This window comes from Marinilabilia sp., assembly GCF_016278715.1.
Taxonomy (GTDB): Bacteria; Bacteroidota; Bacteroidia; order Bacteroidales; family Marinilabiliaceae; genus Marinilabilia.
Window position 1 is genome coordinate 25,828 of sequence record NZ_JADQBH010000131.1, and the last position, 17,993, is coordinate 43,820.

At 37.9% G+C, this 17,993-nt stretch carries 13 protein-coding genes; all 13 read right to left on the bottom strand.

Annotated features, from left to right (window positions below; genetic code table 11):
• Window positions 1-111 precede the first annotated feature (111 nt).
• The 13 genes from QZZ43_RS08370 to QZZ43_RS08430 all read right to left on the bottom strand — a co-directional run bounded on the left by QZZ43_RS08370 (window position 112) and on the right by QZZ43_RS08430 (window position 17,981).
• Window positions 112-1,254, bottom strand: a complete 1,143-nt coding sequence (locus QZZ43_RS08370; RefSeq protein ID WP_291857869.1) for a glycosyltransferase — start codon at window positions 1,252-1,254, stop codon at window positions 112-114.
• Window positions 1,255-1,361: 107 nt separating this feature from the next.
• A complete protein-coding gene (locus QZZ43_RS08375) occupies window positions 1,362-2,480 on the bottom strand; it encodes an EpsG family protein (protein ID WP_291857871.1) in 1,119 nt (372 codons plus the stop codon).
• Between the two features lie 8 nt (window positions 2,481-2,488).
• The gene (locus tag QZZ43_RS08380; protein ID WP_291857873.1) at window positions 2,489-3,364 is read right to left on the bottom strand and encodes a glycosyltransferase family 2 protein; all 876 of its coding nucleotides are present in this window, start codon (window positions 3,362-3,364) and stop codon (window positions 2,489-2,491) included.
• A gap of 250 nt (window positions 3,365-3,614) precedes the next feature.
• Window positions 3,615-4,745 carry a glycosyltransferase gene (locus QZZ43_RS08385; protein ID WP_291857875.1) on the bottom strand — a complete coding sequence of 377 codons (1,131 nt, stop codon included), beginning with the start codon at window positions 4,743-4,745 and terminating at the stop codon, window positions 3,615-3,617.
• 2 nt (window positions 4,746-4,747) lie between these two features.
• The gene (locus QZZ43_RS08390) at window positions 4,748-5,758 is read right to left on the bottom strand and encodes a polysaccharide pyruvyl transferase family protein (RefSeq protein ID WP_291857877.1); all 1,011 of its coding nucleotides are present in this window, start codon (window positions 5,756-5,758) and stop codon (window positions 4,748-4,750) included.
• A 64-nt stretch (window positions 5,759-5,822) separates the two neighbouring features.
• Window positions 5,823-6,815 carry a glycosyltransferase gene (locus QZZ43_RS08395; protein WP_291857879.1) on the bottom strand — a complete coding sequence of 331 codons (993 nt, stop codon included), beginning with the start codon at window positions 6,813-6,815 and terminating at the stop codon, window positions 5,823-5,825.
• Between the two features lie 165 nt (window positions 6,816-6,980).
• A complete protein-coding gene (locus QZZ43_RS08400; RefSeq protein WP_291857881.1) occupies window positions 6,981-8,021 on the bottom strand; it encodes a glycosyltransferase in 1,041 nt (346 codons plus the stop codon).
• Window positions 8,018-9,532, bottom strand: coding sequence for an oligosaccharide flippase family protein (locus QZZ43_RS08405; RefSeq protein WP_291857883.1), 1,515 nt, complete (start codon window positions 9,530-9,532; stop codon window positions 8,018-8,020). The genes QZZ43_RS08400 and QZZ43_RS08405 overlap by 4 nt, the downstream gene beginning before the upstream one ends.
• 203 nt (window positions 9,533-9,735) lie before the next feature.
• The gene (locus QZZ43_RS08410; RefSeq protein WP_291857885.1) at window positions 9,736-10,329 is read right to left on the bottom strand and encodes an acyltransferase; all 594 of its coding nucleotides are present in this window, start codon (window positions 10,327-10,329) and stop codon (window positions 9,736-9,738) included.
• 1,036 nt (window positions 10,330-11,365) lie between these two features.
• On the bottom strand, window positions 11,366-12,706 hold the full coding sequence (trkA, locus tag QZZ43_RS08415; RefSeq protein ID WP_291857887.1) for a Trk system potassium transporter TrkA: 1,341 nt from the start codon (window positions 12,704-12,706) through the stop codon (window positions 11,366-11,368).
• A gap of 191 nt (window positions 12,707-12,897) precedes the next feature.
• Window positions 12,898-14,979 (bottom strand): ComEC/Rec2 family competence protein, encoded by a 2,082-nt coding sequence (locus tag QZZ43_RS08420; RefSeq protein WP_291857888.1) that lies wholly within the window; start codon window positions 14,977-14,979, stop codon window positions 12,898-12,900.
• Between the two features lie 130 nt (window positions 14,980-15,109).
• On the bottom strand, window positions 15,110-16,252 hold the full coding sequence (locus QZZ43_RS08425; RefSeq protein ID WP_291857889.1) for a sugar transferase: 1,143 nt from the start codon (window positions 16,250-16,252) through the stop codon (window positions 15,110-15,112).
• Window positions 16,253-16,520: 268 nt separating this feature from the next.
• Window positions 16,521-17,981 (bottom strand): class I adenylate-forming enzyme family protein, encoded by a 1,461-nt coding sequence (locus QZZ43_RS08430; protein WP_291857890.1) that lies wholly within the window; start codon window positions 17,979-17,981, stop codon window positions 16,521-16,523.
• Window positions 17,982-17,993: the final 12 nt, after the last annotated feature.

The following is a 17,993-nucleotide window of genomic DNA, read 5'->3' on the forward strand; positions in this document are numbered from 1 at the left end:
TCAAATGAAGCAATAAAATCAACACATGGCTTATACTTAATTAGGTACAGATACATTTTCCACGAAAACAAAAATAACAAGTTAACCTAACGGCACAAGATGCCAAATAGTCTACACAAAAGTCTCCTGGGGTATAGTCAAATACCTCCGATAAATATCACTCATCGCGCTCATACTCTTGCGTAGTTCAAATCTCGAAGATGTTCTTATAGCCTCAGCCGATAGACGCTCATAAGCGACCGAATCATTTCTTGTTTTCATAATAAATTGCACAAATTGGTTATAATTGTTTTGCTCAAACAGAAACCCATTAATACCATGTTCAATAATCTCTTTGTGCCCACGGTCAACAGTTGCAACTACCGGCAACCCACACATCATTTCCTCCACCAAATTTAATCCAAGCCCCTCCTGTTTGCTTGAAGAAATCCCGAGATCAGCCATTTTGTATATTTCGTCAATATCCTTTCTAAAACCAATAAATTCAATTATGTGGTTAAGCTCACGCTCGTCAACCATGTCTTCCAATTGTCTCTGCATCAAACCCTTACCTGCAAAAAATATTTTAATACCTTCGAATTCAGACCTGTTTTCCTGAACCGCTTCAATAATAAATTTATGGTTTTTTCTTGGAATGAACTCAGCTGCATAAACCAATAAAAAGATTGATTTATCAACTCCTTTCTTTCTTCGAAGCTCAAATTTGTCCTCCGCAGAAACCTTAAAAAAATCATCGCCTTTAACACCGATCCCGGGCAATAGGGAATAATTACACCTGGAACTCCCTTTACTTTTTATTCTTTCAAAATCTTCAGAATTAATAGACACAATATTATCTGTAAATCCGGACAATAGTATCTCTATTGGATAATAAAACAACCAATTAACAATAGAAGCACCTTTAAAAAAATGAAAGCCGTGAGCAACATAAATTAATTTTGTACCTCTTGCCCTGGCTTGAATAGCAGCAAGTCGGGTCAACACACTTGCCATAGGGGTATGACAAGTAATCAACTCAAATCCTTCATTGTCAAGAACTTTCTTCAACTGAGAAAATGCTTTAAAGTGTCCAAAAGAGTATGGAGATCTAACAAAATCCACATGCCATTGCTGATTAACATAAGGCAGGGATTCATCTCCCGAACAGGCAACATGTGTCTCATATCCATGCTCCTGAAACCATTCCAGATAGGGCAAATGAAAAGCTTTAATATGCGATGCGACTGATGCAACAAAAAGAACTTTTTTTTCCATAACCGTAAAACGTTAAAACTGAAAAGTAATGGGTTTAAATTTGCCAAAATAGCGCACTCAATCTGCTCTTTAAAAACATTAAACCACTGTATTAAAAAAAGATACAACTACATATACATATAAAACAACAAAAAACGGTTAATCGCATAAAAGCCAAGCAAAGTGATAGCAGCTGCAACTATACGATACTCTTTAAATCGCACTGAGGACCCCACAAACAACAATACCGGTACTGCAATCCAACTGTAAACACCTATTCTATCGGAGAAGGGGATGTAAAAACTTAAGAAGAACAAACCTGATGTCAAAACAAAATATTTTAACAATCCCAAATAGACCTGGCTTCCATTTCGCCGCAAAACAAGGAAAACCACCAAAAAAAAGGTATTATAAAGAAAAAAATCCCATCGAAAACCAACACGGTACCTGGTTTCGGTTAAAGAAATATATCCGGCAAGCTTATCCAGACCCAAATCCTGCCAAAATGGGATAGAATGGATACCATACCCCCCCAGAGATATTCCAACAGCAACAAAATAATATACCAGATAAGCCCAAAGGGGTATTCTTTTTAACATTGCGACAGACGCCAGTAATACCGGCATTAGAATAGAATGATGAAATAGAAAGGCAATAGTCGAGAAGAGAATAAATTTACCCCAGTGTTTATCAAAAAGATATGAAAACCCAATTAAAAAAAAACCGATGCTTATCCCATTCCTGATAATATTGAACTGGATAGAAGAAAATGAAAACATGGAAGCAATCGTTAAAAATAATATGAGACTGCTGCCATACTTGTCATTCCGAGTCACCTTTCTAACAAAAAAATACAAAGAAAAGTTGATAATAATGGAAACAGTAAACAAAAATATAGCATAGCTTTGAAATCTGGAAGAAAGAAACACTAAAACTTTAAATAATGGCTCCAGATAAAATAACTCAAAGACAGCAGTAAATCCAACCAATCTCTGGCTGGGGTAAAAAAAGAAGTGATAATAATTATAGGTGTCAGTTCCAATATTTGAGGCACGGCTACCCCACAAGAGGATATTTACAAATACATAAATCAAAAGCAAAAGGCTGTTTATTACAGCTCTTTTTTCCGTTTGGTGATAAAAAAACACAATTGTACCACCTATAAGGATAAATATCAACAAAATATCTTCATGAAAGAATATATAATCCCAGGAAGAGAACCCCGAAAAATAACTTTTTAACCCCATCAAAACAACTAACTTTTCAGACTCAAATTTAATATTTCACGAAAATCATCTGCCTGATCATTAGACAAAGACAATGAACGCCTGTGGATCAAATGGTCTATCCTTCCCAAGGAATAAAACAATAAATACAAACTTACCTTCAAAATATTTCTCATTTGAAAAGTCACATATTCAGCATTCCCCAAAGCATCCCTATATTTATGCACAATCCTTGATTCAAACCTTTTTCCAATCCAGTATTTTTTTAAAGTGGGAATATTTCCTTCACGATAAAACAACAAACTATCATCCAGTGTGGAAAAAACACTTTTATTCACCGTCCTTACCCACAAGTCGAAATCCTGGGCTCTTCTGAGTAAAACATCATACTGATTTTGCTTAAACCAAGAAGATTTTCCCATTACAGTTGGATGAATGAAACACCCATTCTTCAACACATATTTCTGATTAAGTGAATTCGCCGGATTGCTTTTTCGCATTCCGATTACCCGGTTTTGACTATCAATGGAAATCGCATTACTGCCTACAACGTCAACATCAGGATTCTGTTGGAGAAATCTTAATTGGACTTGAATGCGGCTGGGAAACATAATATCGTCGGCATCCATACGTACATAATAGAGGCCATTGGTCAACGCCGAAAGTTCATTCAATCTTGAAGGTAAACCTTTATTTTCACCATCAGAAATTACAGAAACGCGGGGATCGGTTTCGAATGACCTGGCGATAGATAATGATTTATCTTCACTTCCGTCATCCATAAGAAATAGTTCCCAATTGTGGTATGTTTGGTTTAAAACAGAGCAAATAGCGAATTCCAAATACTTCTCAGAATTATAAAAAGGTATACCTATTGTAACCAAAGGATTATTCTGAACTACCATATTGGTTTTCCTATTTGAAAATTCTGATTGGCACCGAAAAACATTCTTTGTAGCAATGTCTGATCTTTTTCCTTGAAGGTAATCACCTCAATAGATCGTTAGATTTTTAGATATAAGATTCAAGAGAAATCCTTTAATATGAACATTAGGGCAAACTCACGAGGTTTTTTTAAGCGATTAAGTCTTAGGTGATTACAAAAACTTAGCGGACTATTGTCACCTGGCAGAATAAAAAAAAGAGATGTTTAAATCATTGGGGGCTAAGCTTCCCATATAACTCCGGATGCTCATACAAACTAGTCATAGTTTTGGCATTCGATAAAATATCAAACCCTTTATCCTTTAGAACTTTTAAACGGTTCGAATCGCTCATGATTTTCACAACACTCAATTCGCGCAAACTCTCAGCCCATTTACTCAATTCTTCATCAAGACCCAAAAATTGAATCATTCCCATCTTCAAATCCACCTCTTTAGATATAGTACTTGCAATTAAGGCAGGCAAGCCTACTGCTTGAGATTCAACTAGAACCACCGGAAATCCTTCATGCAGAGAAGGCATCAGCATCACATCTGCTCCAGCCATCAGGTAAGGAACATCGTCTCTAGAACCCAATAAGTAAACATACTCTTTCAATCCAAAAGATTCAATTTCCTGTGCTAAATTATCAAACAATTTTCCTTGCCCCACTAACATCATCCGAAAAGAAAAACCCTGTTCCTTCATATACTTAGCCAATTGAATTGAAAATGAAAAATTCTTGACTGGCTCCAATCTTCCAACCTGAATTATTTTCAAGAATTGTCGCCCAATATTAAACTCATTAAACCAATATTCATTCTTTGTATTCCCGATATTTGCCATTAACCCTGTGTCAACTGAGTTTGGCAACATGAAAACATTTTGCTGCCCGGGGAATAAAAAATTGGCAGCTGCCTTACCGCATCCAATAAAATGAGTTGAAGCATTTCTAATAACAATTCGACTAAACGTTTGGTATAAAAAATCAATGATTTTCCCTTTTGACTTGTTTTGTGTACTGTGCGAATGTGATATCCGAACTGGGACATTGGCCCATTTTGCAGCCAAAACATGAAATGCATTACTCAATAACATATGACAATGCAATATCTTATATTCAGGATGTGCCAGAAGAAATTCTTTTAACGCAAACATCCTTTTTATCGGGTTAGGTGCAATAATTCGATGCAACCTACCGCCCAAAGAAACTATTTCAGAATCAAACCCCCCAGCTTCCTTCGTAAATACAATAAAATCGAACTGAACAGCACTCTTGTTAACAGCACGGTACAAATTCATAATCATACTCTCAGCACCAGCCCGATCCATTTTGCTCACAACATGTAGAACCTTTTTCATTTTCAATACAATAAGTTATTGATAGACTTAAATTTCTCAATCATGTTAGAATTTGTTTTAACCTCAGGTTTCAAGGAATTTATCTTCTCAATTATTCCCTCTTCTATAATTTCTGTCAACAACTCTATCCCTGAATCATCCTTAATCCATTGATATGACCCCAAAATTTTATGATTATTGTTCTGAAGAACCAGACAAGGAGTATTCGTTATATAGCAGAAAATCATACCATGCAACCGGTCTGTTACGACTAACTCTGCAGAACGAAAAACATCCAAAAGCTTTTTTAATTCATATTCCTGTTCCTGAAGACCTATACTATCGTTATTGATATCCGTATCATGGAAAGATACTTTTTCAAACCGGGCCTTCACTTTTTCATTTAGGAACATAAACTGCTTTTCTGACAACTTCTTTTCTTTATCATTTCTCAAACAAAAAACAGCTCCATTTCTTTTTTTTTGCGATGACTCTTGACCCAAAGAGAATACAATATCAGGGGTCAAATAAATAGTTGCTTTTTTTAAATATTTCTTCATTAGCTGATAAGAGACGTTCTCCCTTGCAAAAATGTGAAGGTCTTTATGTGAATTATAGACTTCACATGCACATCTCAAGGCCATCTGTCCTTTTGAAGTTTCTGAAAAATGGAATGTTTGTGGGAAAGAAATTATCCTGTTGTCCGGGAAAAATTTAACAACCAACTGCCGGATATATTCAATCTGATCATATAAATCGCCCATATTTCCGCCACCAACAGTTGTGACAATATCGTCGGTTTTTATATTTCTACTTACAAACCACAGACCTTCCGGACTTTTGCTGATAGGGATTTCAATAACCCGGAAAACAGAGTTCTCCTGAATGAATTTTTTCTGGGCAAAAGTGATTGCAACATCTCCTAAATTTCCATAATCTGCTGCAAGAAAAAAGAAGGCATATTTTTGTTTTGGGTCTAACTCAATCCCTGCAAAATAACTCAGTTTTCTATACTTTTGAATTCGAACGACCATCCGAAATTTGAACCGATAACTAAAAAAACGAGATATAAACATCCTTTCTCTGGGAAATAGGAAACTACTTAATTCGTGAAGCTAAAAGCGCCAACAATCTGTAACACCGACCAACAATAATAAATTTGTAAATCAGGTCCTTAAGTCCTTCCGGCTTATAGTAAGACACAAAATGCATGGAAAAAGAATCATTCAACATCCTCTGTATATAAGTCAGTCTATCCTGATAACATAAATCATTTTTAAATGAATACATATTGTGAATGCAATAACGGATTCCCTGCACAATACAAAACCCCAATAGTTCTTTTTTATTCTGCACATTCCATCCATCAAGAAAAGACTTTACAACGAGACATTTTCGGAGCTTCAACTCAAATGAATTAAAATAAAACTGTTTAATCAGCGTAGCAACAGGTCGGTTGATATAATGATATAGGGGCTCACTGAGAAAATGCAATCTTTCAACATTTTCAAAAATCTGAACATTAAAAAGAATATCCTCTATCAGCGATGTTCCTTTTTCAAAATATATATCATTATTAACCAGAAAAGTCCTTTTATACATTTTATTCCAGGCGTATCCCAAGATTCCAATTAAATGAGTACTGAGAATATTGTTATCACCTTTCCTAAGAAGTTCCGTGTCTGGAATAATATTCTGGGAAGAAATTAATTTCCCATCAGCAGACTCATTATCCAAGATGTAACCAAAAACAAGGACGTCAGCTTTCTCATTTTCAAGTTCCTCCACACAAGTCTGAAGTAATGCAGGCTCAATCCAGTCGTCGCTATCCATAAAATAAACATACTTGCCTTGTGCACGTTCCAAACCATAATTGCGGGCATCCGACAATCCGCCATTCTCTTTTTGAAAGATAGTAATACGAGGGTCATTTATCTGCCGGGCTATATTAATACTACCATCAGGAGAGCCATCATCAATTACAATCAATTCAAAATCTGTAAACGCCTGATTTAAGACAGAGTTAATGCTCTTACCAATGTATTTTTCAACATTATAGACCGGAAGAATTATGGAAACAAGTGGTTTCAATGTAATCGATATTATCTATGCAGAAAAAACAATACCCTTACAATATTAGGGACAAGCAAGATTTATTAAAAATCATCTCTGGCACCCGAGAGAAAACTGAGATTGCTTCACTGCGTGGGCAATGACAGGCAAACTGAAGGTTTACCGGATTGAGGGTGAAACGAATCAATCTTTTTTCAGAAACAAAGTTTTCTCGGGCAGTAATGAAAAATTGTAAACTAATGTAAGCATCCTAAAAAGCCGAAGTTTAAATAAAAGAATTATAATCCTCATTTTCATTGTTACTCTGCCAGAAGATGTATAATGGTTAAACGAAAAATCAAAAATTTCTGACTCCCTTATTTCATTGATTTCCACACGCCCCATGCCTGTTTCAGAATTTTTAAGATTCTCGAGCATCATAAAAAGCGAATGCTCGATATAATTGGTAGAAATTCCCCGATAAAAGCCTTCTGATTTCAAGACCTCATGTTCCTTATGAAATGCCAACCGGGCTCGAAACTGCATTTCATATTGTGCCAGCAAACCTGGTTTAAATTTTGCTTGGGTCAAAGATATAGGATTGTTTACATAAAAATAAAGTGGCTCTTTAATTGAATAAAAAGACTTTGAGAAAACGAAACATTTTAAATTAAACAGACTGTCATCACCAATTCGTTGGTTTTCGTCAAATCTGATAAAATTTTTCTCTATAAATTCTCTTTTGACAAAATTACGCCAGGGATACCACAAGTCATTATTTAACATAGAAGTTTCCATAAAATCCAGAATTTCTGGCTCCCTAATAATTCGATTCTTAGGAAATGACGAATAACTGACAACTTTACGCTCACCATCAATACGGGTATAACCAAAATTCAATACATCAACATTATTCTCTGTGATAATTTTAAATAATATCTCACAAAAGTGTTTGTCGATATAATCATCACTATCCACAAAACCAATATAATGGCCAAAAGCCTTTTTTATTGCAACATTTCGTGCAGATGACACACCTTCGTTTCCTTTTTCAATAAGGAAAAACCGCTTATCCTTCTCCACAAATCTTCTACACAAATCACCGGAATTATCAGTAGATCCATCATCAACTATTATCACCTCAAAATCATCAAATGTCTGGTTTTCTATAGAACTTAAACATTTAACTATCGTTTTACTGACATTGTATACAGGAACAATCAGTGAAATTTTCGGTCTTTTCATGACAAAGCTTTATTTTTCATTTCTTTTAGTCCCCCGGTAATCATTTTTTTTTCCCGTTCTGTTGAAAGTCTCCAAAACAAGGCTACATAAACAAGAGTATAAACAACAGAAACTACTATTAACCTTGAAAAATCACCAGAAAAATCCTTAAAATAAAAAACCCAATAAATAACGGATACAATGACAAAAACCCCAAGAAACAAGGGAGCTACATTTTTATAATAGCGAAACATTTGCAAATGAATCTTTTTCTGATAGTACCAGGTCATTACGATCCGCTCAAGCAGCATAAAAATCACAGTTCCCATAATCATCCCCAATCCCTTATAATCCTTTACCAAGAACGCTCCGACGGTAAGCCCGGCCAAAGTCATGACCAATATTAAAATCCCCCTAAACTTAAGTTTATTTTTGGCTTCCAGAATATTGCTTGCAAACCCCTGACTCAAAATAAAAGTCAGACCAAACATCATGATAAGCACGTAATAATAAACCTCTGCAAAATCATTGCCGACCCACAAGTTCACAAAACTCCTGCCTACCAAAACAAATCCTCCGAAAACATACAAAATCACGAAAAGTATAACCCTTGAAACCCGAATAAACATATCTGTTAATTCGCGTGAAGAAGCATTAAACGTAACCATTTGTGTGGCCCGGGGTAAAAAAACAGAAGCAATTGCTGATGAGAAAGCACCATAATACCCCCCCAGGGTTATTGCCACGGCATAAATAGCCACTACACTAGTTGAAAAAGAAACACCCAAAACAAGCTGTCCTGCCTGCCAACGCAACTGGTTTACCAGAGAAAACACAAATATCCAAACGGAGAAACTTAAAATTGCTTTTAATAAGGAAAACCGGAATTCATGAAGATAAATTCTTACTTTCAATTTTTTAAAAGCAATAATTGCGGTGATCCAGATATACATTATATTCATTCCTGTATCCACCAAAATAATTCCCAATGCATCTCCCCCATATAGCAACAGTGCAAAAACCAATAAACTTCTCAATATATACCGAATGATATTTGCAAGTCGCGGAAAAACAAATTCTTCATATCCACTACAAATTCCCTGGAATGCACCACCCGGCAAAGATACCGCAAGATTAAAAATCAGAATAATAAACATCTTACGAGCCTTGCTCATCTGTGATGTCGACAGGGTATCACCATACAGATTTTCAAGGTTAAAAAAGACAATCAGCCCTCCAAAAACAATGATTACGCCAATTAAACTGTAGAGAATAAAACTATGGGCAAGGAAATCTTCCTCTCCTCTTATATCCCTATCGGCTCTATATTTTGCAACAAACCGAACAATGGTATTGGTCAACCCAAAATCCAAAACGGTCATGTAGCCAACCAAGGCCCCAATCATTGTGTAAAGACCGTATTCAGCTTTCCCCAAAGACTTTACAATAAACGGGGTTAAAACAAGGCCTACGATTGTAGTAACAAAAATTAAAACATAAGATAAAACTGCTCCCGTTTTCAGCTGATTCATTAAACCTGGGTCATCTTTTTGATAATTAATAAGTACTCAGTAGCAATAGATCGTTAGATTTTTAGATATAAAATTCAAGAGAAATCCTATGGTATTGATAATCTGACTATTAAGTTAAACGCCTGAGAATTTATAAGAAATTAAGACTTAGGTAATTACAAAAGCTTAACGAACTATTGCAGTAGTGTATTATACTCAAAAAATTAAAGCCCCTTATGAGACCCCAACAATTGATTCCTAAACTTCAGTAAATCTTTTGATCTATCACCTATTCGCCGCAAGGGATTTCCTAAAAATATCCCCCATTCGGGCAAAGATCGGCTAACCAAGGTCAGGGCGCCCACCGAGGAACCCTCACCAATATTTACACCGGGTAGAATTACCGATTGAGCGCCAACCACCACATAAGGCATAATCTCGACCAAACCTCTTTTCAACCCGATGTACTGTTCAGGGACAGTGGGGTTGGTAAGAAAATTTCCACTGTAATCATCCGTTCTGCTATAAACCTTAACTCCCTGAGACAAACCGCTAAAATCGTGAAATACGATCCCATCTCCAGCCGATAAAAGACAATACCCTCCAATGTGAACATAAGAACCAACATCCAAAAATCCTTCTTTTACGGCAACAATGGTGCAATAGGCATCAATAATTACATTATTCCCGATAGAAATATTCTCCAGGCCCATAATGGTACAATTTCTGGCAATTCTTACATTTTTGCCAATGGATTTAAAACCAATCTCTTTTAAATCCTGTTCACAATAATAACCTGTCTCGAAGGGATTTTTCATATAAGATAATCTAACCGGCCAAAAAAATTTCTCATTCTTTTATCTATGCAGATGAGAAAATTTCACTAAAACCAATATCTAAAATAATAATAATTCCATTCATTGATTCTACGGCTTCGCCTGGTCAGTCACATTTTCCCAGACTGACAAGCGAAAAAGTTCAATCAAAAACACTCAACAATACTCAAAAGGTCAATTTGGACTTCGGGATTCTAATGAGATTATTCCTTACACAAGATATTTTTCAACACCAATCTCATTAACAATCTCATAAAGAGCAGTTCCACAAACCAAAATTTACGAAACATAAGTTCCTCTGATATAAAATAAAAGTCAAACAATTTGTGACAAACAGGAAGATCTGATACATGAAACATCAAAAAAAAATGGTATCCATTTTTTTCAGGAAGAGAACCATTTACCTCAGAGATAATTCCCAGAGTCGGAACCCTAGAATAAGAACCATTAGAGAGATCAATCACCACCAACTTAGTGGACTAAGAAAAATATAGTAGTATTTGTTATGAACCCTGATAAAGGTATTTTAGCACCTAAAAACCGGAGCCTTTTGCCCGATTCATTGGTGAAAGCAAAGTGGTCACGAATTGAGTTTCCAGGCCCTGACAGCCCCAGGAAACCAACAAAATCATACAAGTATAAAATTTGGGGGAAATTGCAATTTTAGTCAATTAAAAGAAAACCAATGTCGCCCGGGGAAAAAATTCTAAAGATGTTCCAGGTCCGGGAAATTCAACGCTCCGGTATTTAACCTTAATTATTCATAAATAATTCTAGTACGATACTCAACTACCTGCTAAATTCAGGTGTCCTCAATAAAACTGACTTGAAAATAGTCCACTATTTCATCCGTAAAAATTTACTTATTATGGCCGGAGGTAACTCGCATGCAAAATCTTATACATGTTCTCTTGCGATAATCGTTGCCATGCTCGTTTCCTTCATCAATTTTCTCTGCGGTTGCCTGAATTCATTGGTATTTAAACATCTCGTAACGAAAACTCATGAATAATCCAGGTTAAGAAAACATCTTCTCCACTTTTTTCAGTCCTGACGGCAATGCGAAAACCACCACTTTATCGCCTGGCTGAATACGGGTATCTCCATTGGCAATAAAAACTTCCTTCCCGCGTGTTACACCTCCCACATTCATATCTTTGGGCAAATCTATATCTTTCAATGCTCCACGGGTAATTTTGGAATTAGGCTGTGCCGTAAGTTCGAGCACCTCAGCATCGGTTGCAGTCAGACACTTCACGTGCGACACACTTGCCTTCATCGTGTAACGGTAAATATAACTGGCAGCAATAAGTTTTTTATTGATTAGGGTTCCAATTCCAATATTCTCGGCCAAATCGATGTAATCCATATTTTCCACCTCGGCCACTGTTTTGCGAACCCCCATTTTTTTGGCCATTTGACAAGCCAGAATATTAACCTCCGAATTATCGGTAACCGCAACAAAAGCATCCGTTTTGTGGATACCTTCTTCTTTCAATAACTCAAGGCTTCGTCCATCACCGCTCACCACCTGGGTGTTTTCAAGAAAGTCAGCAAGACGCATCGTTTTCTCGCGGTTAAGTTCAATCAATTTAATTTTGTAATGATGTTCCAATTCTTTGGCAACTTTTTTTCCAATACGGCTTCCACCAAGAATCATCACATTATGAATTTCGAATTGCTGTTTTCCTGCATCGGCAAGAACCTGAGGAATTCCGGGGCGTGTTGTAATCACATAGGTAAGGTCACCATGCTTAAAGCGATTGTCTCCACGTGGAATAATGGTCTTTCCGTCGCGGTAAATGGCAACGGTATAATAATCGTTCACTTTATGCAAATCGGCAGCTTCCGAAAGAGTAAGATTTACAATAGGTGCATTATCCCGAATTTTAAGTGCCAGTAACAACAACCGGCCATCAGAGAACTCAAATAACTGGCGGGTACCCACCTGCTTAAGAGAAGCAATAATTTCCTGAGAACCAAGATGCTCTGGATAAACCATTTCATCTACGCCCAACTGCTTAAAATACTCTTTGTTTTCGGGTACGAGGTATTCATAATTATTGATGCGGGCAATAGTAGTTTTAGCACCCAGCTTTTTAGCCAGCATGGCAGACAAAATGCTCACTTCCTCGTAAGGTGGAACCGCAATAAAAAGATCGGCAGATTTCACCTTCGCTTCCACCAAATCGCTGATGGAAGTTACCGAGCCTTTAACCGGCATCACATCCAAAATTCGACTCAATCGTCTCAACTTGACTTCATCATCATCAAGCAGGATTACATCATGGTCGGCATTGGAAAAAAGCCTTGCCAAATGTGTACCAACCTCACCGGCACCGGCAATCAGAATCTTCATTTTATAATTTGTTTGTCTGTCCGTTAACTCTATTTAGGGCTATACCCCCTAGGTCACTCCTTTACTACTTTGAAAAGACATTTTCTTTCCAGAGAACAAATATATAAGATAAAAGATGGAATTTAGAATTAATCACACGGTTGATTGCGGAAATTGCTTTATTTCCTTTTCAATACGCCAAAAATCACCTGTCAGTTAAATAAGTAGGCTCCTTTTTCGGCAATAAGATGAACTTCCACCTTTGATTTATCTACCTCATCCTGCCAGTTTTTTATGCACCAGGGTGGACAAGTTTTGGCCACAACCAGCAGTTTGCTGTTGATTTGAGACAAGAACTCTGCCACATTGCCTTTCACGTTTCCTGAAAAAACAACACTTTCAAATTGAGGTTTGGTTTGAAACTCCAGCTTGTTCACATTAACATTTCCCAAAACCAGAAATTGTCTGTTTCCGACAGAACAAACCATTGCTTCGGCTTTTTCATTCCAACAATCTGAAAGAATCATTCGTTTTAAATTAAAAGAATTCCTTGCAAAAAAACCACTACAGGCAAAATCAATCTGTCGGTCAGTAGTTGTTGTATCAGCAATAATTATTCCCTGTCCCGATTCTATCATACCAAAAACATTTTGGCGTTTCACATCAAAAACCACAAAAGCAGTGGTCTGGGATTTTCGAAAATAGTCCAGATGAACAATAATCATAAAAATGAGCATCAGAAAAAGAGTTCCTTTAAGCAGGGAACGAAGCCGGGTATGGTACCAAATCATAAAAGCAATAATTCCAAGATATAAAACCCAAACCGACAATTCATTAATCCATAACCCCCTCGCATAGGAATAGGGTAAAGAATCAAGCCACTCCACCACCCCCAGCATAAAGCCCAACAAATCGTTCAGCACTCCTGCCAGCATAAGTGATAAAAACCGGAATTCCGAAAACACCACCAAAAGCTTGGCCAGCACAAGAATGGGAGCCACTAGCGGTAACACAAAAAAATTGGATAACAAAAACCAGGTGGGAAAAGCCCGGAAAGTAAACAGTGACAGGGGTAAAGTTCCTATCTGTGCCGACAACGAAACTGCTGCCAGATCTCCCAAACACCTCACAAAAAGATTTCTATCAGAATAAACCTTTACAAAAACAGGGTAGAAGGTTACAATCCCTGCCACAGCCAAATGAGATAACCAAAAGCCTATATGGTACAACGACATTGGATGAACCAAAAGAATGATAAAAGCAGAAACACCCAACAAATTGTAAACGTTGCTGGTTTTTTGAGAATACCCTCCAATCTGGATTACGGAAAGCATTACCACCGCTCTGAATACGGATGGTGCCCCACCGGTAAGCAACGCATAAAACACAAGCACCCCCACAACAATGACCACTCTCACTCTATTTCTTTTGGGTAAAAACAAATCGAGCAACCAGTTGACCAGAAGAAATATTATTCCCGTGTGAAGACCCGATACCGCAAGCACATGAATGGCTCCGGAATGAATAAACCAGTTTTTTATTTCATCATCGAGCATTCCACGCTCCCCAAGCGTCAGGGCTGACAATACCTGTAGCTCTTCACCGACAATCCCATTCTTCCGATATATTTCCATGGTTTTGCCACGCATCTCGTTCATGTAGCCTCTGATGCCCTGTAGCCTGCTTTTTTTCACAAGGCGAAATTGCTCTTTCTCAACAAACCCCCATCCTGAAATGCCCTGACGAAAGAGGTATTTTCCATAATCGAAAGTATCCGGATTTGAGGGTTTTTCATGACCGGAAATTGAGGTGCATAATTTCACCAGATTTCCGGGTCTGGCCAATGGCATCAGGAGTGAATCGGAGGGCTCCACAATTAACCGCCATTTCATTGTGCGAAAGTCAGAAACAATCGTATCCGCTTTTAACCTCCGGGGCTCTACAGTATAACTGTGAAACCCTGAATAGGTGGTATTGGCCTCTATAACACGGGCAGTACATTCTACCCGGAAACTATTTTTTATGCGAATGGGACGATAAAAAACAGCCAAATAAACCCCTGTTAAAAGAAGCAACAGGTAAAAGCACGCACCCGGCAGCCAACGACTTCTATACCGGATGAAAAAACGTGAAGTATAAAGAATGTAGAGAAAAAGAATTGAGACAACAGCCACCGGAATCCAGGAAAATGGTAAAAACTGCTCCCCTAAAAAACGAGCAAGCCAGATACCCAATCCAAGAAAAAATGCAAAGAACAAAAATGGGGTTCGTTTTACAAGTTCCTTTAGTGTCATAAAAAAAGGGTTTTGTGCATAACAAAAAGTGACAACTCCCTCAGGGAGGTGAGCCACTTATGGAATACAAAAACCCAATTATGCATTAGCCTCTGACGGACAAGCTAATAAATCATTACAAGAAAATCAACTATGAGCTTTTAATCTTTCCTGAAAAAATATTGTAAAGCGCCATAAACAGATATTTCACATCTGTAAGGAAGGGGCTTTTCATTTTTTCGGCCAGGTAAATTCTTTCGGCTTCAATATTCCCCTGTGCGTCTGGCATCAAAAGTGCAACATAAGGAGGAATACATCCTGGCTTAAAGCGGATACGTTGCTGTTGAATATCTTCGGGCAATTCATTGAAGCGCGTAGGACTCAAAGGCCTAACACCTACAATATTCAATTCACCTTTAAGGACATTCAGCAACTGAGGTAATTCGTCCAGCCAGTATTTGCGATAGAACCTTCCCCAGGATGCAACACGGAAATCGTTAGCCGGCTTTCCTGTCTCGTTGTAACCATTAAGTTTTGTAATGTAATCCTGTAAAAACTCAGAAAACGGGTGCATGGTCCTTAGTTTATACACCTTGATCATTTTGCCGTTTTTCCCTAACCTGTTCATTGGAAACAATGGTCCAAAACTGGGTTTCATATTTGGCACAGGATCACTGGTCTTCATAACAGCGAAATACAACAACCCCTCAATCTCCCTATATTCAATTATCTCAAAGCCACAACTAACCACACGTCCAAGCGTCTCTCCCATTGTAAGATACCGATACTTACCCTTGGTTAGAAAAAAATATACCTTCTGAAGATATTTTATCTTTGGCATAATGCGATGAAAAAGAAATATCAACGTCCAATAGGAAGAGAATAAAAATGACCATTTAAATTTTTCCTTTTTTCGGGCTTTAAGGTTTTTAACAGGCTCAACACAACCAATAAAAAAACCAGCATCAGGCATCGACTTATTGATATGAATCAGAAACTTATTTACATAACGAACATCGTTCAGTTTTCTAAGATTAATTATAGACCTGGTGTTCTCTTTGACAAATGTATTGACGCCCTCTCTGGTATTGGTGTTAATAAGACTAACGTTATGGCGTTCGGGAACCAGGTGATTCACAAAAAACTGATAAACCTCGACACTGGTTTTTTTCAGCAGGGTTTCTTTGTTTTTATCAATACTGGGTTTGACAAAAGGAGTACGGAGACTAAGCTGTTCCTTTGGAATACAGTCAATAGTCGCCCTTGAAAGAAGTTCAGTATTTTTTAATTTCATGGCCCTTGATAGATTTAAATGTCATTCACATTTTACAGTACTAAACGAATCTTAACCTCCCCTTTTTGTACAGAAGCAATTTACAATGCATCAAAATGTTTGTCCAGCAATGTTACACCAACAGAATAAAAAAAATGACGTAATTTAGGATAAAAATCTCCTCTAACAACAAGAATTAGGTCTTTAGAATCAATTCTACTTGGATTAGTCAAAACACCGTTCACGCCCGTTGGATTTGAGGAATGACCAGGAATCATTGACGGAATTATCACAGATTCCCCTTCACTTTTTTTCCTGTGGAACTGACATCCATGTGATCTTTAAAGATAATTTCTTCCGGAATTTTAAAAGCAGCCAGTCTGCCTGAACAAAAGGCCTTTACCTCCTCTACTGAGACTGCATTTTGCGACCTGGTCACCACCGTGGCCTTCAATGCCTCCCCCAGAACCGCATGCTCCACTCCCTGTACGGTGCAATCAATCACTCCGGGCATACTCACGATAACCTCTTCTACCTCTTTGGGACTCACCCTTTTGCCGCCCACCTTCACTATCTCCTTCTTCCTGGCTGTCAGATAGATAAAACCATCTTCGTCGATATTGCCCAAGTCGCCGGTATGTAACCAGCCATCCTTCAACGTGGCTCTTGTAGCTTCCATATCCTCATAATATCCCCTCATCACATTCTTCCCCGAAGCAATAATCTCACCGGTTTGTCCGGGCTTCACCGGAGAACCTTTATCATCCACCACTTTCAACTCGACACCGGGAATCCCTTTTCCGATGGAGCCGGCTTTCTCCGGCAAGAATTCGGGTGGCAAATACGACAAGCGTGCCGTTGCCTCTGTTTGCCCGTACATCACAAAAAACGCTATATCCGGGAAGAGTTCTGTAAACTCCAGAATAAATGCCTTGTGTAATTTTCCCCCTGCCTGGGTTACATATCTGAGATCGGGAAAATGACCGTTGCGAAAAGAGTCTGATTTCCTCAACAAAATCTGAAAATGGCTTGGAACGCCTGCAAAGCCAGTGCAACGATACTTCTGCAGGTCTTTCAAAACATTTCCCAGAAACATAAAATTATTGTTCAAAGCAAGGGTTCCTCCTACTTTCAAATGCGTATGCAGCAAAGACAAACCGTAACAATAAAAAAACGGCAACACCACCAGCATAGTGTCATCTTCGGTAAGATGAAGATAATCCAGGATGGAGGTGGTATTAGCAATCAAGTTTTCGTGAGTTAACATGACCCCTTTGGGCACCGAGGTAGAACCGGAAGTAAAAATAATCTGTGCCAGTGCATTTGTCTCCAATTCCGGCCCGGGCAAATAAGTTCCCTGCTCCAGGGAATTCAGAAGTTGTTCGGTTTTCTGTTCATCCAAATACGCAATCTCAGGTTTCAGTCGTGCTGCCACCGTAGAATGCAAAAACGCAATGGAGGCTTTAGTTTTTTCTGTAACAAACAGAAACCCGGCCGATTCAACAATCGGATTAACGGGAACACAAACACATCCTGCCTTCATAATGGCCAGATAAGCAACGACAAAAAAGACATTATTGGGAGACAGCAGCAAAACCGGAGTTCCCTGCTCATAATTCTCCCTCAACCAAAGCGAGAGGGCGTTAACCATGCTTGAAAGTTCCCTGTAGCTTTTTTTCTCCCGGGAGGAAACAAGCACCTCTTTTTCAAGGAAGTAGGTTTTATGGAAAAAATAATCGACAGCATTCATCGTTATAAAATT